The organism is Streptomyces griseus subsp. griseus, from assembly GCF_000720255.1.
In the GTDB taxonomy this organism is placed as follows: Bacteria; Actinomycetota; Actinomycetes; order Streptomycetales; family Streptomycetaceae; genus Streptomyces; species Streptomyces griseus_I.
Genome location: NZ_JOJE01000024.1, coordinates 1 through 20,745, shown reverse-complemented (window position 1 = coordinate 20,745; position 20,745 = coordinate 1). Strand labels below are relative to the sequence as shown.

The following is a 20,745-nucleotide window of genomic DNA, read 5'->3' as shown; positions in this document are numbered from 1 at the left end:
ATTTTCAGCTCCCCGTCGGCCGCACCAGCGTGGCCGCGGTGCGCAGCAGGATGCAGATGTCCTGCCACAGCGACCAGTCGTCGATGTAGGCGTTGTCGAAGCGGCAGCGGTCCTCGATCGAGGTGTCGCCGCGCAGCCCGTGGACCTGGGCGAGGCCGGTGATGCCCGTCCGCATGCGGTGACGGGCCGAGTAACCGGGGTGGGTCTTGCTGAACTGCGCCACGAAGTAGGGGCGTTCGGGCCGCGGCCCGACCAGGCTCATGTCGCCCCGGAGCACGTTCCACAGCTGGAGCAACTCGTCGAGCGAGGTGCGCCGCAACATACGGCAGAACCAGCGCATCTCGTTCTCGTTCGCCACGCTCCACCTGGTCGCGGACTCACGCTCGTCGACCGGGCGGTGCGTACGGAACTTCAGCAGCGTGAACGGCTTTCCGTTCCTGCCGATGCGCTCCTGCCGGAACACCACGCCCGGCCCGTCGCTGATCCGGAGCGCCACTGCGCAGGCCAACAGCCAAGGACTGACCAGCAGCAACAACGTCCCGGACACGAGAATGTCGAGCATTCGCTTGCCCACGCTGTCGCGGTGCGCCGGGGACAGGTCCAGACGCCGGCAGGTGAACCCGGCCAGCCGCTCCTTCGCCGTGTACGACGGGGAGACGGCGTCCACCTCCCAGACCGCACAGCCCGACTCGGCCAACGTCCGCAGCAGCGGCCCCTGTTCGGCGCGTACGGAGGGATGGACGGCCAGTACCGTCTGCACCCCGTTCTGGATGACCGCACGCTCGACCTCCTCGCCGGTCGTCAGCACCGGCAGGCCCTCGTTGCCGTCCGGGTGTTCGGCGACGATCCCCACCGGCCGCACGCCGCACCGCGGGTGACGCAGCACGGCGGCGGCCACGCGCTGCGCGGTCGCCACCGGACCGACGACCAGCGCGGTCTGCGGGCGGCGCAGCAACGCGGCGCGTCGGCGCCCGTGCACCACCGCGCGCAGCACACAGCCCGCCGCCGCCTGCAGGGCGAGGCCCGCCAGCACGGTGCGGACGGACAGCGCGTGCTCCGGCCAGTACGCCGCCGAGAGCACGGAGAGGGCCAGCCAGACCACCGCGATACGGCCGCACACGGTGGGCAGTTCCTCCAACAGCCCCGGCACCGGCGACCGGCCGTCGCGTGGGCGCAGCAGCAGCGTCGCGCAGATCAGCAGGCCGACGAGCAGCGGATGACGCTCTGCCGCGCCGAGCGCCAGCGTGCCCGACAGGGCGGCGACGCCGTCCGCGAGGAGCAACGGGACCGGTGAGGCCGACCGGGCCGGGCGCCGTGGGGCGGAGAACCGGGAACCCGTGGCGGTGTCCCGCGGCGGCATGACCGAGACTGCTGAGAACCCGTGGTCCCGTGGCGGGACGCCGGGGGAGGGGACGGTATGTTCGGCGGTCACGAGTGGATCGACTCCCTGTCGTGGGTGGGCTCGACGCGCTGTGTCGTCTGGTTCGCCTCGGCGCCACAGCGTGTGTCGAGCGGTTGACCGTGGTCAGAGCCTGGGTTCGACCTCCGGACGGGCGCGCGCCACCCGGCACGCATGCTCGTCGCGTTGTCGGAAGCCCCGGGTGGCTCCGCTGCGAAGACCTTCCGGCGCCTTGCGAGCGACCGCGTCAGACGCCGCGCGCTGACCCGGCCGGGGTTCGGGCCCGGGCTCTCCGCGTCGTGGGCCTCGGCGGGCTCGACCGCTCGGGACGGCCGCGCCCTTTCGCTCGTGGGCCACGGGCAGAGCAGTTCGCGGTAGAGGTCCGCGACCGCATCCGCGGTGTGCCGCACGTCGTGGGTGGCCAGCACGTGCCTACGGCCGCGGTCGCCGAGCGATGCGCGCAGCGGCGGGTCGAGCAGCAGCCTGGTGACGGCTTCGGCCAGCACCGCCGGTTCCTCCGGCGGGACCAGGCACCGGGCGGTGAAGGAGGACGGCAGGCTCTCGTGGGCGCCGTCGACGTCCGTGACCACCACGGGCCGCCCGCAGGCCATCGCCTCCAGCGGGGCCAGGGCCATGCCCTCCCAGCGGGACGGCAGGACGACGAGATCGGCGGCCTGGTACCAGGGGGCGGCGTCGGTGACCGCTCCCGCGAACAGGACGGACTCGGGGGCACCTTCGCGAAGCCGCTCACGGTCCGGCCCGTCGCCGACCAGGACGAGGCGGGCCTCGGGCACCCTGCGCACGACGGCTTCCCACGCTCGCAGCAGGACGTCCTGCCCCTTCTGCCGGCACAGCCGCCCCACGCAGACGGCGAGCGGCGCCGCCGGGTGGATGCCGGCGAGCGGTGCGAGCCCGGCCCGCACCGCGCCGACGTCGGCGGGGCGGTAGCGCTCCGGGTCGATGCCGTTGGGGACGACCGTCCACCGGCCGTCGATGCCGGCGCGTACGCCGGTCGCACGCTCCGCCTCGCTCACACACACCACCCGCGCGGCCCAACGTGCCCCCCACCGCTCCCACCTGAGCGCCAGCGCCGCGGTGCCGCCGTCGACCGCCTCGAACGACCAGGCGTGCGGCTGGAAGACCGTCGGAATCCGGCCGCGCACCGCGAGCCTGCCGGCGAGCCCGGCCTTCGCGCTGTGCGCGTGCACCAGATCGGGGCGTACCTCGTCGAGCACCTGCGCCAGGTGCCGTACCTCCCGCATGAGCGACGGACCCGGCGACCGCGTCGCAGGCCAGTGCCGTACCTCCGCGCCGAGCGCCCGCAGCTCCGCGGCGAGCGCGCCGTCGGGACAGGCCACGCCGACCTCGAAGCCGGACGCCAGCTGTGCCCGGACCAGGTCCGTCACGACGCGCGCGACCCCGCCGTCCACCGGTTGGGTGACGTGCAGGACTCGCGGCCGCGGGGCGGTGGGTGACGGATGCACAGGCGCGGTTTCCTCGCTCATGAAGGCGCTCCGGACGGCAGGCAACGGGCTCACCGCTGGGCGTCGACAGCGACGAAGAGGACGCCGGCCCATGCCGCGTCCTGCTGGGACTGGAGCCGCAAGGTCACCTGGTCGCCGCCCTGTTGCAGGCCTTTGCCCAGGTCGAACACGTCGGAGTCGTAGCCGAGGGTGTGGGCGTAGGCGGGCACACGCTCCGCGTCCGCTCCGGGCTCACTGATGGTGGAGTTCAGGACGTCGTTCTGGGGGTTGGCGGAGTCGCCGAGCGCGATCGAGGTGGACCCGGTCGTCAAGGTGAGCGAGTCGCCGGTGGTACCGCGGTCGCCGTTGTACGCCACCAGACCCGCGCGGCCCGCCGCACCGGCGGGGAAGTCCAGGTCCCGCAGCCGGACCTCCGGTGCCGAGCCCGACCTCAGCGAGGTGAAGCCGTCCCAGAGCGCGAGGTGCCGCAGCGGCTCCTCCGGGTTCTCGTACGCCACCACGAGCGTCCAGCCGCCCCACGCCCCGGCCTCCGACCTGCCCATGGCGACGTTGACCTGCGCCACGGTGTACAGGCCGGGCCCGGAGTCCCGCACCAGCCCCGTCACATCGGCCGAGGCCTGGAAGGCGTCCGCGCCGTCCGCCACGCGGTGTCCGACGACCGTGTCCGCGAGGACCTCCTTGTACTCCCCGCCCGGTTCGGCGATCAGCACCCGCCCGTTGTCCGCCGCCGGCTTCTGTTCGCCCACGCGCAGGTTGCCGCCCCAGTACAGGCGGGCGTACGTCACCCGGGAGCCGGCGGGCAGGCGGACCTCCCCGCAGGAGGAGTTGTACGTGTTGGGGTCGGTGTCGACGTCGACGTAGAACATGTCGAATGCGCCGTTCACCCCGTTGCCGCCCCCCTGTACGTCAGCGCACGAAGACGCCGTGCTCCGCACGCAGCTGATCGAGGTGTTGGCCGCGCGCACGATGCCGCCGTGTTGGTGCGCGCGGTACCGCTGTGCGAACGCGAGGCTGCCCGCCTCCGGTGAGGGAGGTGCGGCCGACGCGGCAGCCGGGAAACAGCCGGGTGCCCACATCGCGGTGGAGGCGAGGACGCCAACGGTTGCACGGCGGAGCCGCGGACCCAGGGAATGGCGCATGACCGTCGGTGCCCTTTCGGAGCCGGTGGGGGTGGCGAGCAGCGGCACGAGTGCGATGTGTCCGCGCTGGAGAGTGCGCTGCGCGGTTCGCAACTGTAGTCATCGGCCGGATAAAGTCGGTGATATTCGCTGATATCCGACAAGTGTGTCGGAATCGCGAAAGTTGGTTCTCTTCCCCTGGGAGTGGCGCGGCGGAGGAGCGGCCGGAGCCGTTCGCCCGAAAGGGGACTGGAGGCGCAGAGGCTCTGACGTACCGTCTGATCAGCCGGGATGCGGCGGCAGGGTGAACGCGGGATCACGGAAAGCGTATGATCAATTGCAGAAAGTCATGGGTGCTCTCACGGTGGGCTGAAGACCCTACGCCCGTCGAAAGGAACCCCATGCCTGCTCTGCCCGCATGGCGCAGTGCGTCGAGCGCACTGTGCGCCGCCCTTCTGGTCGGGGTCACCGGCCCCGCCGCCATGGCGGCCGACCCGGCCCATGAGCACAGCCATGCGGCATCGCCCCACGTGTGGTTCTCGAGCACGGAGGCGGTTCTCGCGCAGGCCAGGACAGTCAATGGGGGCGAGCTCGCGCCGGTCGCCGACCTGCTGCAGGCCGTTCTCACGGCGGACCACGGCCGACTGCCCACCGCCGATGCCAGGAAACTGGGAGCTGCCGCGAAGGCCGCCATCGCCAAGGTGGCCGCCGCGGCTCCGCCGGCCTCGGTCACGCCGACCGTGTCCGCCCCGGGGATCGGCGTGCTGCTACCGGCTCCTTCGGTTCCTGCGGTTCCTGCGGTTCTTGCGGCTCCTGCGGCTCCTGCGGTTCCGGTAGTTCCCGCAGTGCCCCCGGCTGTCGCGGCTCCCGCCGACTCCGCGAGCGACGAGCTGGACACCGCGGAGACCGAACTGAACGCCGTGGACGAAGCGCTGGACACCGTGGAGGAGGCGCTGGACGACTTGGAGGAGGCCGTCGACAGCCTGCTGGAGGCGATCACCTCCGGTGACGACGACGAGGTCCTTCCGACGGCAGACGACCTGCTGACCGAGCTGGCGGACCTCATCGGCGCGCTGACCGGCAGCAGCGGCCTGCCCCTGCTGCCGCCGCTGTCCGGCACGACGCCGACCTCGACGACACCGACGTCCATGACACCGACGTCCATGACACCGACGTCCATGACACCGGCGTCGTCGACGCAGGTCTCCTCGACGCAGGTGACCTCCGTGTCGGGCGACACGCTTCCCGCGATCACGTTGTCGAACTCGGTGCTGCTACCGCCCTCGTGAGCGTCGTGCGGCCGCTCCCGCCCGTCCGGTCGTGGTGCCGGCCCCAAGGGGTCGGCACCACGGCTGTCTGCTGTTCTTCGGCCTTCAGAGATCTCATATGAGGACTTGCAATCTTCGGCACCTCCGGTTTCCGTCCCGGCCGCAGCTCGTTAGGCACGGCGACACAAGCTCGTCTCCGGCGACGTGCGTCGCCGAGGAAAGGAACACGATGAAGTCCCTGAAGGCTGCCGCCGTCCTTGCCGGGTCCTTGATCGCTGCCGCCGGGGCCGCCACGCCCGCGTCCGCCCACAACGCCCCCGACCTGGCGCCCACCGGCCACAGCGCCCCCGACGTGGCGGCCACCGACCTCAGCGGCGCCGTGAACACCAGGCTCCCCCTCAGCCAGTCGGCCATGCTCGGCAGCAAGGACTCTGTGGTCCGCGCGGCGAAGGAGGCCGCGACCGTGGTGAACGACGCCAAGCCGGTGCACGGCAACCTGTACCTGTAAGGCTGAGACCACGTCGTACGGAGGCGGCCCTCGATGAGTTCGAGGGCCGCCTCTTCGTGTGCCCGTCTGTCCAGGTGGCGGTGACCGCGAGGGCCGTTCGGCGGTTATCGCTACGACAACCGGACCGAACGAGAGGTGAACCATGGGTGTGGGCATCGACGGGGTGCCGATGGGTGCCGAGGTCGCGATGGGCCCGGTGCGGCCCGGACCGGCGGGAAGAACACGGCGTGACCTGGCGCGCGGTCTGCGCGCCTGCGCGCTGGCCGCCGCCCTGGCCCCGCCGGCCGGAGCCCTCCCGAGGCAGCCCCCCGGATCGGGGCCGGGGCGGGCCAGGGCCGACGCCGTCTTCGCCCAGACCTACCGCGGTCACCGCATCCGTGGTGTGTGGACCCCTGCGCACGGTGCAGGCGAGGAAGGCCGGTGGCAGGTCACAGTCGACGGCCGCCCGCTGCATCTGATGCGCCGTGCCGACGGCACCTGGTTGAGCATGGTCGACCACTACTGCTCGTACCGGACACCGCTCGAGGCCGCCCGCGCCGCTGTCGACGAACTCGGCCCGGGCCGGCGGCTGCGGGACCTGGCCCCGGGACCGGCGGACGCGGAGAACGCGCACAAGGGGGGCCGGCATGGCGTACGTGCGTAGGGACGTCGGCACGCTCACCGGGGCCGAGAAGCGCCGGTTCGTCAATGCGTTGTTGGAGGTCAAACGGCGGGGAGAGTACGACGCGTTCGTGCGGACGCACATCGAGTTCTTCTCCCCCGACGGCGAGGACGGACTCCGCGTCGCGCACATGGCGCCCTCCTTCCTGCCGTGGCACCGCCGCTTCCTGCTCGATCTGGAGCGCGCGCTACGCCGGGTGGACTCGACGGTGACCGTGCCGTACTGGGACTGGACGCGCGAGCGCACCACCACCTCCGTGCCCTGGACGGCCGACCTTCTGGGGGGCAACGGGCGCCGCTCCGACCACCAGGTGATGACCGGTCCGTTCGCCCATCGAGAGGGCAACTGGACCATCAAGGTGGGTGTGACCGACGAGGTGTTCCTCACCCGGGATTTCGGTAACCCCCGCCACCCGATCGACCTGCCCACGAAGGGCGAGTTGGAGCAGGCGTTGAAGGACCCGGCGTACGACGTGGCGCCCTGGGACTCGACGGTCACGCGAGGTTTCCGCAACAAGCTGGAAGGCTGGGGCAGCGGCCGGGGCAGCGCCTCCTGGCGCAACCACAACCGGGTGCACCGATGGGTCGGCGGGGCCATGCTCGGCGGTGCTTCCGTCAACGACCCCGTCTTCTGGCTGCACCACGCCTTCGTCGACCTGCAGTGGGAACGCTGGCAGCGCCGGCACCGCGGGGCCCGCTACCTCCCCGCCACACCGCCGGGCCCCGGCGACGAGCAGCACGAGCGGATCGTGGCACGGCACCAGAAGCTGCCGCCGTGGGACGAGACGCCGGACGAGCTGGAGGACGTCGGCCGGATCTACCGGTACGCATGAGTGAGGCGGGTGCATGGGGAGAGCCCCGGCGCTCGAGGGTGCCGGGGCTCTTGGGTGCGAACGACAGATGTCAGCAGTGACGACAGATGTCAGTGACGGCAGATGTCAGTGACGGCTGCTGTGGCCGTAGCGGGCCTTCTTGTCGTCCTTCTTGTCGCCGTTCTTGCAGAAGTTGCCGACGGCCGGGTTGAGGGCGCCGATCACGTTGACGGTGTTGCCGCACACGTTGATCGGGGCGTGGATCGGAACCTGGACCACATTGCCGGACACGACGCCGGGCGAGCCGATCGCAGCGGCCTCGGCGCCGGCGTCCGCCGAGGCGAGACCAGCCCCACTGAGCACCACGGCACCCGTGCCGAGAGCAACAGCGCCAACCTTCGCGATGCGAGACATCACGTTCTCCTTAGTGACTCGGTAAGTGCGGCAGCAGAACGCGCGGCCGCACTGCCCGTTCAACGCGAGGGTCTGGGATTGGTCACGACGGTCTTCTCCGAATCACTCCTTCGCGGTGGGCCCTTGGCGGCGCCGGGATGCAATTTTCCAGAAGACTTACGACGGTGGGCGTTTCGCGTGGAAAAAGCTGCCTTCGTGACCTAGCTTTGGTGACTGTTGGTGACCAGGCCATTACGGCTTGTGTCCACTCGAGAAACGGAGAGGTAATGCGTAAGTACCAGAAGGCTGCTGTCGTCGCGGCCATGCTCGGCAGCGTCGGCTTCCTCGGCGCCGGCATCAGCCACGCCTCGGACGGCGACGGCAAGTTCAAGCTGGACAACAAGCAGAACCAGGCGTGCGAGCAGAACGACACGACCACGGGCCTCGTCAACATCGACGACGTCAACGTCAACGTCGCCGCCCTGCTCGGCCTGGGCCAGCAGGACAACAGCGAGCGTGAGTCCCTGACCTGCTCGCAGAGCTTCACCCTCGGTAAGTGATCGCTGATTGCTGATCACTGATCGCTGATCGGGTGATTCAGGCAGGTCCCGGGGCTCGAACCATGTCCGAGCCCCGGGACCTGCCACCTTGCGTTTTGCCGGGCGTGAAGGAAGAGGTAGATGTCCAGGTCGAAGGAGACCGCGGCCGTGGTGGCGGGGGCCCTCGGGGGCTTCGTCCTGATCGCTGCGGGGGTCGCCCAGACCCCCACCGATGGTGGCCCTGGTGAGTGCGTCAACGACGGCAGGGGCCGCATTCACTGCGTACAGGAGGGCGCGTACGAGCTCTCCATCGGTCACGCCGTCCTCCCCGGCGAGAAGTCCTGACGCACCCGATGTGTGCACCGCAGCAGATGTGCGCTTTTTCAAGAAACTTACGCGACTGGGCGTTTCGAGTGGCAAAAGCCGCAAACGCCTCCTACAGTTAGCAACTGAGAGTGACCGGTCCATCACGGACCGTGTCGTCTGAGAAATGGAGCGGTAATGCGCAAGTACCAGAAGGCCGCAGTCGTCGTGGCCATGCTCGGCAGCGTCAGCTTCCTCGGCGCCGGCATCGGCCACGCTTCCGACGGGGGCGAGAAGGTCAAGCTCGACAACAAGCAGAACCAGTCGTGCGAGCAGAACGACTCGACCACGGGGCTCATCAACATCGACGACATCAACGTCAACCTCGCCATCCTGGGCCTGGCTCAGCAGGACAACAGCGAGCGTGAGTCCCTGACCTGCGCCCAGAACTTCTCCATCGGCAAGTGATCACTGCTCAGGTGATCTAGGTAGGTCCCGGGGCTCGAACCATGTCCGAGCCCCGGGACCTACCACCTGGCATTTTGCCGGTCCAAGCATCCGGAGCGACCCCGCCGTCAGTCACGAGGGGTCGACCGCAAAGGAAAAGACAGATGCTCAATTCGAAGAAGATCACAGCGGCAGCGGCAGCCGGAGTCCTCGGGGGCTTCGCCTTGATCGGTATCGGCGCCGTCCAGGCCTTCGGCCATGCCGGCCCCGGCACGTGTGTCGACGACGGCAAAGGCCACGTTCGCTGCGTGGGAGTGAGCGAGTACAAGGTCACCACCGACAAGGGCGGCAACGTCCACGTGGTCAACGAGTCGACGCAGACCTGCCCGAGTTCACAGAGCCAGGTCACCTGCGTCAGCAACATCGTCGTCCCCGGCAAGAAGCCCTGACGCCCGCCCCAGGCAGCCGCGGCACCCCTGTTCACGCCGACCACCCGTCGTGTGAGCCAAGTCTTGCAGCAGAGGATGGCCGGGACCCGGTATCGGGTCCCGGCCATCCTTCTGTGTCTCCGGCCGTCGGAGGCGGTCACCGGCCGTTGCAACCCGCCGTCGAAAGCCCGCGACCCCCTGCTCGTCGAGCAGGGGGCGGGTCACTCATCGGCGCCCTGTCGCACGGACCGGGTCGGCACACGGCGACTCGATGGGATTGCAGTACGGCAGGTCGTCGATGGGGCGGTCGGTGCAGAACCGGCCGATCAGGTCCGACGCCTCCTGCATGCGTTCCACGGTGGCCAGGTGGTCGGCCTCCTTGATCGTCGTGAACCGCGCGGCAGGCATCGCCGCGGCGACCTCGCGGCCCATCTCGGGGGTGCACAAGGTGTCGTACTCGCCCGTGAACACCAGGGACGGCACATCGGGAAGGGGCAGGGGCTCGTAGCAACCGTGCTTCACGAGCCTCGTGTTGTGCTCGACCGCTTTCCTGAGTTCGTCCGGCGTCTGGTTCATGAACTGCCGGTGGAGGAGCCGTGCCACGGCCGCGTGCTTGCGGACCTGGCCGGCAGCCGGGTTCGACATGAACAGCCGCACGAGCCCGTCCGCGGCCTCCTCGATCTCGCCACGCTCGAGCGCGCGCGACAGGCGCGGAACGGCGTCGGTGTAGATCTCGGGAAGACGCTTTGCCGCGCCGCAGAAGACGATGCGACTGACGAACTCGGGATAGAGCTGCGCGAAGCGGAGACCGACGACTTCACCGAAGCAGCCGCCGAAGAGATTGACCCGCGGCATGCCGGCCTCCACGAGCATGTGCTTGACCGCGGCGGCAAGGAAGTCGATGCCGTACGAGGCAGGCAGGAAGTCCGAGGTGCCGTAACCGGGAAGATCCACGGTGATCAACGTGCACAGTGGGGCCAGCCACTTCTCGTGTCGCTGCCATGAGTATCTGTCCTGGGACGACCCTCCGAGCAGCAGCAACGGCGCCGTCTGCGGGTCGCTTTGGTGGACGATGCGGCAGTCGTACGCGAAGCCCTCGAGAGTGAGGCTCCGCTCCTCCGTCTGCTCCGATGCAGTGGGAACGGGCTCGCGGTGACTCACGTTGGAGGAGTCCTGTGCGATGGCGACGGCGGTGAGCATGAGCGGCTCCGAGGTGGATGGAACTGCATTGAACCGTTCCAGAGTTACCAGAAAACTCGCAATCTGGGTGTAATCACTGCTTTGTGGGCGATTCTGGTGAAACATCCCAACGGCCGAACCGGGTCAGGACAAGTCCGTGCGGTAGCCCCACCGGCGTAGACGCTGGTAGGGCTGCGCCCCCGGCAGGACTCGAACCTGCGGCCGAGCGCGAATAAGGCTTTGCCGGGTTGAGGGTCGCACCGCCGCTGGCCTGCTGCTCTTCTCCCGCTCGGCGTCTCATCGGCCTGCCTTCGGCACGGATTCGCCAGACAGCGGTGGCGGTCTAAGCCCTGGCGCCCCTGGACGAATCGACAACCGTCGAACGGAATTAACCCGAATGCCGACGCTGCCGGTCCGGGCCGCCGTTCTGATGTCCTGCCTTCGTCGGGCCAGGGCGGCGCAGAGGGGTCGCTACTGACGGTTGATCGGGATCTCGTAAGAAGCGAAGCCTCTTCGGCGGTCGCCTGCCGCGGCTCCGGCTGCTCCACGGCGTGGCTGACGGTGACGCCGATCGCGGCCATGCGGTTCACGACACCTGCCCGGTGCGGCCCTCCCTCGGGGAGGGCGACGAGCGTGCCGGCGGTGAGGCCGTACGGCTCCCAACTCGTCGACAACTGCACCGGTCTGCCGTCGGCCAGGAACTCGTACGCCGTCCATACGCACAACTCGCCCTCGGCGATGCTCAGCCGCGCCGCGATCTCCGCCGGCGCCGGTAACTTTGGCGTCGGTCCGGCTCTCCCAATTCCCGCACCTGCCCAGGGCCTTCATGTCCGCCCGGAACGGGGGGCACCTCGGGCTGCTCGCGCGCAGACGACCGGACCACCCGCACCCGCTGCCGGGGCTGGGCGACGTACGTGCCCGAACCGGCGCGGCCCTTCAGCACACCTGGGAGATCAGCAACTCCTGAGCCCGGCGGACCACGTTCTCGCCCACCCCGCACTCCTGGCCGATCTGGGCGCGGGACGGCAGGCGGTCCCCGGGCTCCCACAGTGCTCCGCGATCCGCCGCCGGAGTTCGTCGGCGATGCGGGGATCCGTGGCTCTACAGAGATCGGTCAGTGGGGGGCATGCAGGCTGCCGTAAGGACGATGGGGGCCGGTGCTGGGCGCTGCCGGTTGCTGAGGTTGCTGAGGTTGCTGAGGTTGCTGTATTTGGTTGTTGCACCGCGTCACAGATCCAATCGGGTCTCCATCTCCTGCCTCCCCTGCCGCAACACGACGTGCGCCGGCCTCAACGGCAGACCGCGAAGCATCGGCTCCATGACCTTGAAGAGAGCTTCCGCATCCGCCCCGTAGGCGTACAGCACGGCTTCGCCTCCGCCGAGCTCGTTCCCGTCGACCTCGCCGACTCGCGCGTCCTCGACAGCGGCTGCCATGGCCCGCTCAGCATCGAAGATCGCTTCACGCTCGGCATGCGAGCCGTACTCGTCGCCGCTGAGGCGGTAGTGGGCGATGACGGCTTCTTCCAATGCCTCTGCTTCAGGGAGATCAAAGAGCGTGTTCATGCGCGTACGATCCCACCAGCCTCTGACAACGCCCTCGGGCCGAGCTTGCCGAACCATCCAAGAGTGCACGCTTTCCAAATGCTCGTCTGGGGGTTCTGGGGTGTGCGGGGGCGTCCTGACCTGCGGTGCAGCTGGTCCGGGCAGGGGTTCTGAACGGTGCTGTACGCAGGTGAATGCAACCAGGACTGCAACCACGGAAGTGGAGCAGCGTGGGTGTGTCCAGCTTCTGCTCGCGGCTCCTGGTCAGCGGGGAATCGCCTCCTTACTCCCCGTTCTGAGACCAGGCCGCGGTGAGCGCGGTGACCGGGTCAGTGTCGGCTGGTGCCGCGGGCCACCATTCGCCGTCGTCATCCTGGAGGTAGGGGTACCAGCGGGCGTCGGGGCCCAGGCGCAGCTGGATGCCGTGGTGGGGGAGGGTGAGGCGGTTGCGCCAGGCTCTGAGGTGGGTGGGGGAGTCGGTCATCTCGGCGAGGGCCGCGTCCAGGGCGGTGCGGGTGGCCTTCATCACCGTCGGGTCGGGGGTGTGGGGCTGTTCGGCGACGGTGATGCCCGTGGGGCCGCCGTGGCGCCAGGCGCGGGTGAGGCGTGCGAAGGCAGTGGGGTTGGTGCCGGTGTTTTGGATCAGGTGGTGGAACCACTTGGGTCCGGGGTTGCTCGCGCTGATGCGCACGGCGTCCTGGTGCTGTGTCAGGTGCAGGTCGGCGGTGTCGCCCGCGAGGAGTCGGGCGGCGCGCGCGGTGGCGTCGGCCATGAGGCGTTCCAGATCCGCGGCGGCCAGGCCGGTGCCGGGTGGCGGGGGGACGGGCAGGGCTGTGGTGTGGGCGGCGGGTTCCGGGAGTTCGGGCAGTTCGGGGGGCTCTGCGGCCCAGCGGGCGTACGCGGCGGCGGCCGGGATGCCGACCGGTGCCGGTGGGGCGGCGGACTCCTGTGCCGCCGTACGGAGTGCGCGCAGTTGGGCGAGGACCTCCTCGCGACCACGGCCGCGCAGCGCGAAGAGTACGAACGGGTCGGCGTCGATGGTGGCGGCGATGGCGTAGCAGAGAGCGGCGGCGTGCTTGCAGGGGTAGCCCCAGTCGGGGCAGGAGCACTCCGGATCGAGTTCGGTGGGCAGTGGGAGCAGCGGGACGCCTGCGTGCCGGGAGTCGTCCACGAGCTCGGCGGGCATCTCGTCGTCGAGAAGTGCCGCGAGATGCCCGGCGCGGGCCGCGATCGTGTCGAGCAGGGTGTCCCACTGGGCGTCGGTGAGGACAGGCAGGTGGACCGAGGAGCGGTACGGGCGCGGGCGGCTCCCCTGGACAGCGGCTTTGACCTGGCCCGGAACGACGGTGACCGGGCCGACCATGCCCTGGCGGGCGTAGGTGCGTCCGCGCGAGAGCCGCCCGGCGTCCAGGGTGGAGTCCTCCAGGGCGGCCACCCACGCCTGGCCCCACCAGGTCGCGGCGAAGGCCCGTTTGCCGCGGGCGGGCGCACGGCGCGGGCCGGGGACGGCGGGGCTCATGACTGCATTCCCAGGGTGACGAGTTCGGCGAGGTCGGCGTCGGACAGTTCGGTGAGGGCTGCCTCGCCGGAGCCGACGACGGCGTCGGCGAGGGCACGCTTGGCTTCGAGCAGCTTCGCCACCTTGTCCTCCACGGTCCCCTCCGCGAGGAGCCTGTGTACCTGGACGGGTTTGTCCTGGCCGATGCGGTAGGCGCGGTCAGTGGCCTGGTCCCCGACGGCCGGGTTCCACCAGCGGTCGTAGTGCACGACGTGAGTGGCGCGGGTGAGGTTGAGTCCGGTGCCCGCTGCCTTCAACGACAGCAGGAACACCGGCACTTCACCGCGCTGGAAGCGGTCCACCATCTCCTCGCGCCGCGCGACGGGGGTGGCACCGTGCAGGAAGAGGCTGGGGACGCCGCGTTCGGCGAAATGCTTCTCCAGCAGAGCCGCCATCTGTTTGTACTGCGTGAAGACCAGCACGGATTCGCCTTCGGCGGTGATGGTGTCGAGAAGTTCGTCGAGCAGGTCGAGCTTGCCGGAGCGGCTCCGTAGGGGAGTGGATTGGCGCAGGCTGTGCTCTTTCAAAAACTGGGCGGGGTGGTTGCAGATCTGCTTCAGCGCGGTGAGCAGCTTGAGTACCAGACCGCGTCGGGCGATGCCCTGCGACTCCGCGATCTTCGCCATGGTCTCGCGGACCTGTGCCTCGTACAGGCTGGTCTGCTCGGCCGTCAGCGGGACGACGTGGTCGGTCTCGGTCTTGGGCGGCAGTTCGGGCGCGATGCCGGGGTCGGACTTCTTGCGGCGCAACAGGAAGGGACGTACGAGACGGGACAGGCGCTCGGCTGCCTCGGGATCCTTGCCCGCCTCGATGGCGCGGGCGTGCCGGTCACGGAAGGCGGTGAGTGTGCCGAGGAGCCCGGGGGTGGTCCAGTCGAGCAGTGCCCACAGCTCGGAGAGGTTGTTCTCCACGGGGGTGCCGGTGAGAGCGACGCGGGCGCGGGCGGGCAGGGCGCGCAGTTCGCGGGCGGTGACGGCGTAGGGGTTCTTGACGTGCTGGGCCTCGTCGGCGGCCACCAGCGACCAGGCTGTGTCGGCAAGCACTTCGCGGTCGCGGCGCAGCACCCCGTAGGTGACCAGGACGATCTCGTCGCCGGCCAGGTCTTTGAGGTGGCGGTCGCCGCCGTGGTACCGGCGTACGGGGGTGGACGGTGCGAATCTGGCGGCCTCGCGCTGCCAGTTGCCGAGCAGGGAGGCCGGGCAGACGACAAGGGTGGGGCCTGCGGTGGTGGGGTCGCTCTGGCGGTGCAGGTGCAGAGCGAGCAAGGTGATGGTCTTGCCCAGGCCCATGTCGTCGGCGAGACAGCCGCCGAGGCCGAGTGCGCACATCTCGGCCAGCCAGGCCAGGCCCCGCTTCTGGTACTCGCGCAACGTGGCCTTGAGGGCGGCGGGCTGGGGCGCGGGGGTGCGGGACTCGGGGTCGCGGATACGAGCGACCAGGTCGCCGAGCGCACCGACCGCAGCACAAGGGACCCGGTCACCGTCCTGCTCGGCCTCGCCGGTCAGCGCGGCGCTCAACGCCTCCATGGGGGTGCGAGGTTCCATCCGGCGGCGCTTGGCGCGGGCCACCAGCTTCGGGTCGGCGACCACCCATTGGTCACGAAGCCGGACGAGGGGACGGCGTGACTCCGCGAGGGCATCCATCTCGGCCTCGGTGAGCGGCTCGCCGCCGAGGGAGACCTGCCAGCGGAAGTCGAGGAGGGCCTCGGTGTCCAGCAGGCCGCCCGCGGTGGAACCGGGGGCGGTGCGCTGCCCGATCTCCGCGGTCGCGGTGAGCGCCTTGACCAGTTCGCGCGGCCAATGCACGTAGACACCGGCCGCGCGTAGCGCGTCCGTGGCGTCCCCAAGGAGCTCGAAAGCTTCGTCGTCGGTCAACCGGAGCCGATCGGGAGCGGCATCGTCGAGCAGCTTCCGCAGCGGGGGCCAGGCACGGGCGCCGCGACGCAGGGCGAGCAGGGTCTCGGTCTCGGCGCGCGGGCCGAGCAGCCGCTCCACTTCGGTCGGCTCGCTCCAGAGCTGTGCGGCCTCGATGACGAGCGCCGGGTCCGCCGCGGTGTGCAGTTGCAGGACGGCCCGGAACTGACGACGGCGTCCTTCGGGTACGTCGACGCGCAGCGAGACACCGACCTCGGCGGTGAGCGCCGCCTGGGTTTCCTCGGCCCATTCACGCAAGGTGGGCACGGCACGGGCCTCGCGCCACGCGTACGGCAGCGCTCCCATGGCGAGCGGCGCGGCCGGCGTACGGACCAGATCATCGGCGACCGCGTCGCAGAACTGGCGTAGCAGCGCAGCCGGTTCGGCGATCCGTACCGGCGCAGGGCCTGGCTCGGGCAGGCAGTGGGCGTGTGGCGGGAAGGCGGCGGCCAGGGCGTCCAGCGTCTGGCGCTGGGCGGCGGTAAAGGGACCCACCTGCCATGTGTCGTAACCGGCGGGGGTGAGGGCCGGGTGGAGGCGGCCGTCGGCGAGCAGCCGCAGCGCGAAGCGAGTGGCGGCCTGCCATGCGGCGCCGGAGGGATGCGTCGGCTCCGCATCGACCAGGGCGGAGACAGCGACGGCGACAGGCAGCGCGTAACCCTCGACCCTGCGCCGCCTGACCGAGCGGCCGTGCGGCAGGACCAGCTCCACCGCCTCGGTCTCAAGGCCGGTGGACGCCGTGGTGTCTCCGGCTACTGCCCCGGTCGGCTTCCACAGCAGGAGCCGCCCGAGGCGGGCGGGCTCACCGGGCAGGAACACCGCCGCCCAGCCGGCGCCGAGCAGCTCCCTCACGAAGGCGGATGTTTCCTGCCGGGCCGGCGGGGGTGTGCTCCTCGCGCCCGTCCTCGGCTCTCGTATGACGATTCGTGCCACTCTCTTCCGCCCTGTCGCTTGCCGGATCCTCCCCAGGCCCGCTCACTACCGAACCCCACCAGGCAACGTCACACGCTGGCAACCGCGGGCCTTGGTCTGACTGCCGGCGACGGCGCCACGACGGGTACGCCGCTGCTGAACACGCCGGTCCTCAAACGTACGGTGCGGCGCTACGGTGAGGCCATGGGCACCTGGGAACCAGCCGCGCTGGAGGCGTTGATCGAAGAGGCCACCGTCGACGCCTACGGTGAGGATGAGCAGCTCACCGGCTTCTTCACGATGATCGAGGAGAGCCTTGCCGTGCCGTTCACCACGACTGTTCTGGGCGTCGAGGTGAGCGTGGTCGGTGTCGATCTGGCCGAGGACGGGCGCGTGGTCGCACGCTGCGCCCGGGGGTCGGTCCGACAGGGCATCGGGATTCTGGATCTGCCGCTGCCGGAACCCGCCCCCGAGCGCTCGCAATGGATCGAGGCATACCGCTACTGGGCCCGCTGAACTGGTGCGTCGCACAACTGCCCGGCTGAGCCCCTGCTCGAACGGACACTCGCCCGACTGCCGCTGCCCGGACCGACTGCGGGAAACAAAGAGCACGTGGTGCGCATACCGCAGTATGCTTGCCGTTATGGCTGACACCACACGGATCACGGTGACACTCCCCACCGAGCAGGTGGCGGAGCTGAAGAAGATCACGGACAACATCTCCGGCTACGTGGCCGAAGCGGTCGCCAGACAGATCCGGCACCAGCTTCTGGGGGCCGACCTGCGCAGCCACACAGACGAGCACGGGGCCTTCAGTGAGGAAGAGCTGGCTGAGGCGCGGGCGCGGATCTTCGGTACGACGCAGGCCGCCGGCGGCGCGAGCGCCGCGTGAGCGGGCACGTCGAGACTGTCGTCCTGGACAGTGAGGGACTGTCGGTCTGGGTGGCGCAGGACCGGAAGGTTCTGGCGATGTTCCAGGTGTTCCACGACATGGGAGCGGACCTTGTCGTCAGCGCCAACACCATCGTGGAGGTGAGTCACGCCAGGGTGAATCTGCCCCGACTGCAATGGGCGCTTTCCCGGGTCAAGGTGGAGCCGGTCACGGAGGCAGCGGCCAAGGCGGCGGCACAACTGCTCAAGGGCGCCGGTCTGCACGGACACAAGTACGCGATCGACGCCACCGTCGCCGAAGCGGCCTTGCGTCAGCCTGGCCCGGTCGCCATCCTCACGTCAGATGTCGATGACATGACCCGGCTGTGCGGCAGCAAGGTCCGGATGATCGGGCTCTGACCGCTGCAGCGACTCCGTCACGTAGCCTGCGTCGGTCGCTCCATGGATGCGAGCGTGCACCCTTTCCGTTTGGCGATTATGTCCCGAATGTCGCCTATAAATGCAACGGAAACTGCAACCAGGGCATGCCGAAGAGCCGGACCACAATGAGCGGTCCGGCTCTTCGTTTCGCCTGGTCAGGCGGCTGCGGAGGATACGAGATTCGAACTCGTGAGGGGTTGCCCCCAACACGCTTTCCAACTGTGTTGGTGGGGTGCTGAGCTCGGTACAAGGGCGTTCACCCGCGTCGGTCGGACCGCGCCCCCGGCACGCCGATGCTGGGGCCGAGGTCAGTGGTGGCGGCCAACGACTGGGCCGCGGTTCTCAGCTCCGTCTCCCATCCCGGAAGCTCGTCGGGGCCGAGCCATTCGCTGTAGCCCGCTGCGACGGACAGGAACCGTGTCTCCTCCCGGGTACGGGCTGCGACCGTCATCGACAGTCCATTGCTCACTTCCTCGGGGCTCAGCTCGCCGTTCGCGAGACCGAACGCGAGACTCACCAGGAGGCATCGGCCGGCCGTGTCCTCGTCGGGGAGGGGAATGCCGAGTTCGCGCAGGGCTAGAACGTACAGCTCGCGAACCTCGGCCTCGTCGCTCCGGCGCGGCAGAGCGGCCAGCTCGCACAGGGCAGGGGAATCACGCCCGTCGACAAGTGCATGCGCAGCGAGCATCGGTAGTTCCTCGGGAGGGAGTACCTCCGCTGCGTACTGCCAAGCGCTGTACTGCAACCGGTCCATGGGCCCATCGTGGGGGCGGCGGGACGTCCTGGCCAGCCGATTGTCGTTGTGGCCTCGGCTTCTTCTTGCCCTGGGACAGGACACCCTGCCCGACTGGGACACGGCTGCCTTTGTCTGCTCGCCCCTCGATGCATCAGTGCGGTGCCCCCCTGCTGGTCTCATACGGCACCGCCCAGGGCCTTCGGGGTTTCCGGCCCGCTGTTTTGGCTGCTCAACTCGGTTGACCCGGAAGAGCCGCGGTTGCTCTACTGCGATGCCGGACCGGGGAGGACGCGTGACAGAACTGTCGGAGAGTGTGGATCGCGACATTCGAGAGGGGCGCACCATTCTCGCAGTGCAAGCGATTCGTGAGGCACAGGGATGCCCGCTCCGCGAAGCGGTTGATCTTTACCATCAGCGCTACGGAGAGCTTCATCCTGAGCCGGACTCCGCCCAGGAATCTCCCCGGCCCCGCGTGCTGAGGTTCGAGCGGGATGGCTCTTTGGTTGTGTTTGAGGGACTGCAAGACGGTCAGTAGCCGAAGAAGTGGTGGGCCGCGGCCCTGGGCTGCGGCCACGTAATCGATCAACGCTGCGACCTGCGAGTGAGCCGTCGGTGGTTGTCAGCGTTGCTCGTCGTTGACCACCCTCCGACGGCCCCGAGACGTCCCGGCGGGCGCATGGTGCCAAAAGGGCCGCACGGTTGGTTCCAACCCGACATGCTTGGCCCATGACTCGCCGTAATGCCACCCAAGATTTCATGGCGCACAACCAAGCAATGATGCATACGTACTGCTACCAATTGGCCGCGACCTGGTTCGAGTTGCACCCGGAAGCCACGGCGAGTGAGTTGGTGACCTTCCTGAGGGATCAGGCGCACAAGGCGCAGACCGTCGCCGCTGAGGCCTATGTGGCCAAGGAAGGCATGACCACGAGCGAGGCCATGGAGTTTCAGGTGCGCCACTATGACTACCGGGACTTGATGCGCCGAGAACTGTCCGCGAACGACTGAGGTCGGCGGGGTGGCTTTGGGCTGGAGTTTCCATGACCCAGTCAAGCGCCGCTGTCTGGGGCTTGGAGCACTAGTTTGGAAGATCGCGTAACTGGATGCGTACTGACCGGTGGCGACGCCGATGTGCGGGTTTCCGTGGCGGGCCGCCGTCGTTTCCCTCTGTTCCCCGCTCAGCACCGCCCGATCGGGCACGCGTACCTGGATGCTGCTCCTCGATGCGAACTGCGGGCGTCGAGGGCGCTGAGGTCTCGCGGCCTGGTCAGGATGGCGGTAGCGGTTCTTGATGCTCGTCTGCGACCGACATGCTTGGTGTACTTCGCTGCTGTACAGCACGTCAGGTCTGCGGGATCTGCCCGCGCGGCCGTCCGTTATGGGACACAATGAGGCGGGCTGCTTGGGGCAGGCGGACCAGGGGGACAGAGTCTTGGTGTTCAATCTCGTGGCCACCGGGCTGTCGGCGGTGGCGCTGCTCGTTACGTTGTATTCAGCCGTCTCGCAAGCCGGTCTGCAGCGCCGGAGCAACCAGTTACCGGCGTACGTCGACCTGCTCGCGGACTTCCGCTCGGCGGAGTTCCACGAGCGCTACTCGTTCGTGACGCAGCGGCTGCTCGCCGAGTACGACCCGACACTGGGCCTATCCGGCCTGCCGAACGACGTACGTCGGCAGGTGTACGACATCGTGTACTACTACCAGAACATCAGTGTGCTGCGGCTGGCTGACATCGTGGACGACGAGATGGTGGCACTGCTGCGGATCCGGGTGGTCAAGGTGTGGGAGGCGGTCGCGCCATTCGTGCTTCGTGAGCGCGAGGTCATGGGTACGGACGGACGGTATCTGCTCCGCGGTCTGGAAGACATGGCGCACGAGGCGCGCCACATGCCGCAGGACCGCATTAACCAACTGATGCACGTCAGCCGGCCCCAGCGGCGCGCATGGCGGCGCCGCAGAGCCGCGCTGCGCCGCCGCGCCGCCCTGCGACAGCTGACCGCGCCCCGGGTCCCACCACCAGCGGCGGAGTAGCGCCAGCGGGCCCGGGGCTGTGCCTCAGCCGACGAAAGTGAGCCACGACGGCGGGCACGCCGACCGATCAGGCGCGCGTGTGCCTCGCTGCACCCCCGCCGGCCTCGACCTGGGCTTGATCCGCTTTGGCGGACATCCGAGATCAGGGGTTCTGCCCCGGGAGGATGTCCATCATGGAGAGCATGGGGAAGAAGAAGCCTCGGCCT

The 20,745-nt window shown here is 69.3% G+C and carries 21 protein-coding genes and 2 pseudogenes; 13 read left to right on the top strand and 10 right to left on the bottom strand.

The annotated features are described in order from the left end of the window. Window positions 1-4 precede the first annotated feature (4 nt). The 3 genes and pseudogenes from IG99_RS28020 to IG99_RS28010 form a co-directional block, all read right to left on the bottom strand. Window positions 5-1,432, bottom strand: a complete 1,428-nt coding sequence (locus tag IG99_RS28020) for an exopolysaccharide biosynthesis polyprenyl glycosylphosphotransferase (protein ID WP_037678441.1) — start codon at window positions 1,430-1,432, stop codon at window positions 5-7. A gap of 272 nt (window positions 1,433-1,704) precedes the next feature. Continuing rightward, window positions 1,705-2,904: pseudogene (locus tag IG99_RS28015) on the bottom strand (glycosyltransferase family 4 protein); the annotation flags it as partial. Window positions 2,905-2,933: 29 nt separating this feature from the next. After that, window positions 2,934-4,022, bottom strand: a complete 1,089-nt coding sequence (locus IG99_RS28010) for a hypothetical protein (RefSeq protein ID WP_037678607.1) — start codon at window positions 4,020-4,022, stop codon at window positions 2,934-2,936. A 380-nt stretch (window positions 4,023-4,402) separates the two neighbouring features. Here IG99_RS28010 and IG99_RS49020 point away from each other — a divergent pair, with 380 nt between their 5' ends. From IG99_RS49020 to IG99_RS27990, 4 genes are all read left to right on the top strand, one after another. Beyond that, a complete protein-coding gene (locus tag IG99_RS49020) occupies window positions 4,403-5,290 on the top strand; it encodes a hypothetical protein (protein WP_158973259.1) in 888 nt (295 codons plus the stop codon). Window positions 5,291-5,498: 208 nt separating this feature from the next. After that, window positions 5,499-5,777 (top strand): hypothetical protein, encoded by a 279-nt coding sequence (locus IG99_RS28000; protein ID WP_037678435.1) that lies wholly within the window; start codon window positions 5,499-5,501, stop codon window positions 5,775-5,777. A 142-nt stretch (window positions 5,778-5,919) separates the two neighbouring features. Next, complete coding sequence (locus tag IG99_RS27995; RefSeq protein WP_037678432.1) at window positions 5,920-6,420, top strand: tyrosinase family oxidase copper chaperone; 501 nt, start codon at window positions 5,920-5,922, stop codon at window positions 6,418-6,420. Further along, window positions 6,404-7,270 carry a tyrosinase family protein gene (locus tag IG99_RS27990; protein WP_037678428.1) on the top strand — a complete coding sequence of 289 codons (867 nt, stop codon included), beginning with the start codon at window positions 6,404-6,406 and terminating at the stop codon, window positions 7,268-7,270. Before IG99_RS27995 ends, IG99_RS27990 begins: the two co-directional genes overlap by 17 nt. A 105-nt stretch (window positions 7,271-7,375) precedes the next feature. On the opposite strand, the gene IG99_RS27985 is transcribed toward IG99_RS27990, so the two are convergent. Next, entirely contained in the window at window positions 7,376-7,663 is a 288-nt protein-coding gene (locus IG99_RS27985; protein ID WP_037678426.1) for a chaplin, read from the bottom strand. A gap of 266 nt (window positions 7,664-7,929) precedes the next feature. On the opposite strand from IG99_RS27985, the gene IG99_RS27980 reads away from it, so the two are divergent. The 4 genes from IG99_RS27980 to IG99_RS27965 all read left to right on the top strand — a co-directional run bounded on the left by IG99_RS27980 (window position 7,930) and on the right by IG99_RS27965 (window position 9,380). Next, window positions 7,930-8,202 carry a hypothetical protein gene (locus tag IG99_RS27980; protein ID WP_037678423.1) on the top strand — a complete coding sequence of 91 codons (273 nt, stop codon included), beginning with the start codon at window positions 7,930-7,932 and terminating at the stop codon, window positions 8,200-8,202. Between the two features lie 120 nt (window positions 8,203-8,322). Further along, complete coding sequence (locus IG99_RS27975; RefSeq protein WP_037678420.1) at window positions 8,323-8,526, top strand: hypothetical protein; 204 nt, start codon at window positions 8,323-8,325, stop codon at window positions 8,524-8,526. 156 nt (window positions 8,527-8,682) lie between these two features. After that, window positions 8,683-8,952 carry a hypothetical protein gene (locus tag IG99_RS27970; RefSeq protein ID WP_037678417.1) on the top strand — a complete coding sequence of 90 codons (270 nt, stop codon included), beginning with the start codon at window positions 8,683-8,685 and terminating at the stop codon, window positions 8,950-8,952. 143 nt (window positions 8,953-9,095) lie between these two features. Next, window positions 9,096-9,380, top strand: coding sequence for a hypothetical protein (locus tag IG99_RS27965; RefSeq protein WP_037678414.1), 285 nt, complete (start codon window positions 9,096-9,098; stop codon window positions 9,378-9,380). Window positions 9,381-9,584: 204 nt separating this feature from the next. Here IG99_RS27965 and IG99_RS27960 read toward each other — a convergent pair whose 3' ends face one another. The 5 genes and pseudogenes from IG99_RS27960 to IG99_RS27945 form a co-directional block, all read right to left on the bottom strand. Continuing rightward, window positions 9,585-10,559, bottom strand: a complete 975-nt coding sequence (locus IG99_RS27960; RefSeq protein ID WP_051865976.1) for an alpha/beta fold hydrolase — start codon at window positions 10,557-10,559, stop codon at window positions 9,585-9,587. Between the two features lie 472 nt (window positions 10,560-11,031). Continuing rightward, window positions 11,032-11,656, bottom strand: a pseudogene (locus IG99_RS47880) (GntR family transcriptional regulator); the annotation flags it as partial. Between the two features lie 109 nt (window positions 11,657-11,765). Continuing rightward, complete coding sequence (locus IG99_RS27955) at window positions 11,766-12,101, bottom strand: hypothetical protein (RefSeq protein WP_037678411.1); 336 nt, start codon at window positions 12,099-12,101, stop codon at window positions 11,766-11,768. Window positions 12,102-12,363: 262 nt separating this feature from the next. After that, window positions 12,364-13,599, bottom strand: coding sequence for an SWIM zinc finger family protein (locus tag IG99_RS27950; protein WP_037678409.1), 1,236 nt, complete (start codon window positions 13,597-13,599; stop codon window positions 12,364-12,366). Beyond that, window positions 13,596-16,403: a DEAD/DEAH box helicase gene (locus tag IG99_RS27945; protein ID WP_037678406.1), complete on the bottom strand. Its 2,808-nt coding sequence runs from the start codon at window positions 16,401-16,403 to the stop codon at window positions 13,596-13,598. Before IG99_RS27945 ends, IG99_RS27950 begins: the two co-directional genes overlap by 4 nt. A 264-nt stretch (window positions 16,404-16,667) precedes the next feature. Between IG99_RS27945 and IG99_RS27940 the strand changes: the two genes are divergently transcribed. The 3 genes from IG99_RS27940 (at window position 16,668) to IG99_RS27930 (ending at window position 17,753) form a co-directional block, all read left to right on the top strand. Next, entirely contained in the window at window positions 16,668-16,979 is a 312-nt protein-coding gene (locus tag IG99_RS27940) for a calcium-binding protein (protein WP_037678599.1), read from the top strand. Window positions 16,980-17,106: 127 nt separating this feature from the next. Beyond that, window positions 17,107-17,355, top strand: a complete 249-nt coding sequence (locus IG99_RS27935; protein ID WP_037678403.1) for a hypothetical protein — start codon at window positions 17,107-17,109, stop codon at window positions 17,353-17,355. Further along, entirely contained in the window at window positions 17,352-17,753 is a 402-nt protein-coding gene (locus tag IG99_RS27930; protein ID WP_037678400.1) for a DNA-binding protein, read from the top strand. The genes IG99_RS27935 and IG99_RS27930 overlap by 4 nt, the downstream gene beginning before the upstream one ends. A 277-nt stretch (window positions 17,754-18,030) precedes the next feature. Here the strand turns inward: IG99_RS27930 and IG99_RS44315 are convergent, their stop codons facing one another. Then, window positions 18,031-18,462 carry a hypothetical protein gene (locus tag IG99_RS44315; protein WP_158973258.1) on the bottom strand — a complete coding sequence of 144 codons (432 nt, stop codon included), beginning with the start codon at window positions 18,460-18,462 and terminating at the stop codon, window positions 18,031-18,033. A 774-nt stretch (window positions 18,463-19,236) separates the two neighbouring features. Between IG99_RS44315 and IG99_RS27920 the strand changes: the two genes are divergently transcribed. After that, window positions 19,237-19,518, top strand: coding sequence for a hypothetical protein (locus tag IG99_RS27920; protein ID WP_158973257.1), 282 nt, complete (start codon window positions 19,237-19,239; stop codon window positions 19,516-19,518). Between the two features lie 427 nt (window positions 19,519-19,945). Further along, window positions 19,946-20,539, top strand: a complete 594-nt coding sequence (locus tag IG99_RS27915; protein WP_158973256.1) for a DUF4760 domain-containing protein — start codon at window positions 19,946-19,948, stop codon at window positions 20,537-20,539. Window positions 20,540-20,745: the final 206 nt, after the last annotated feature.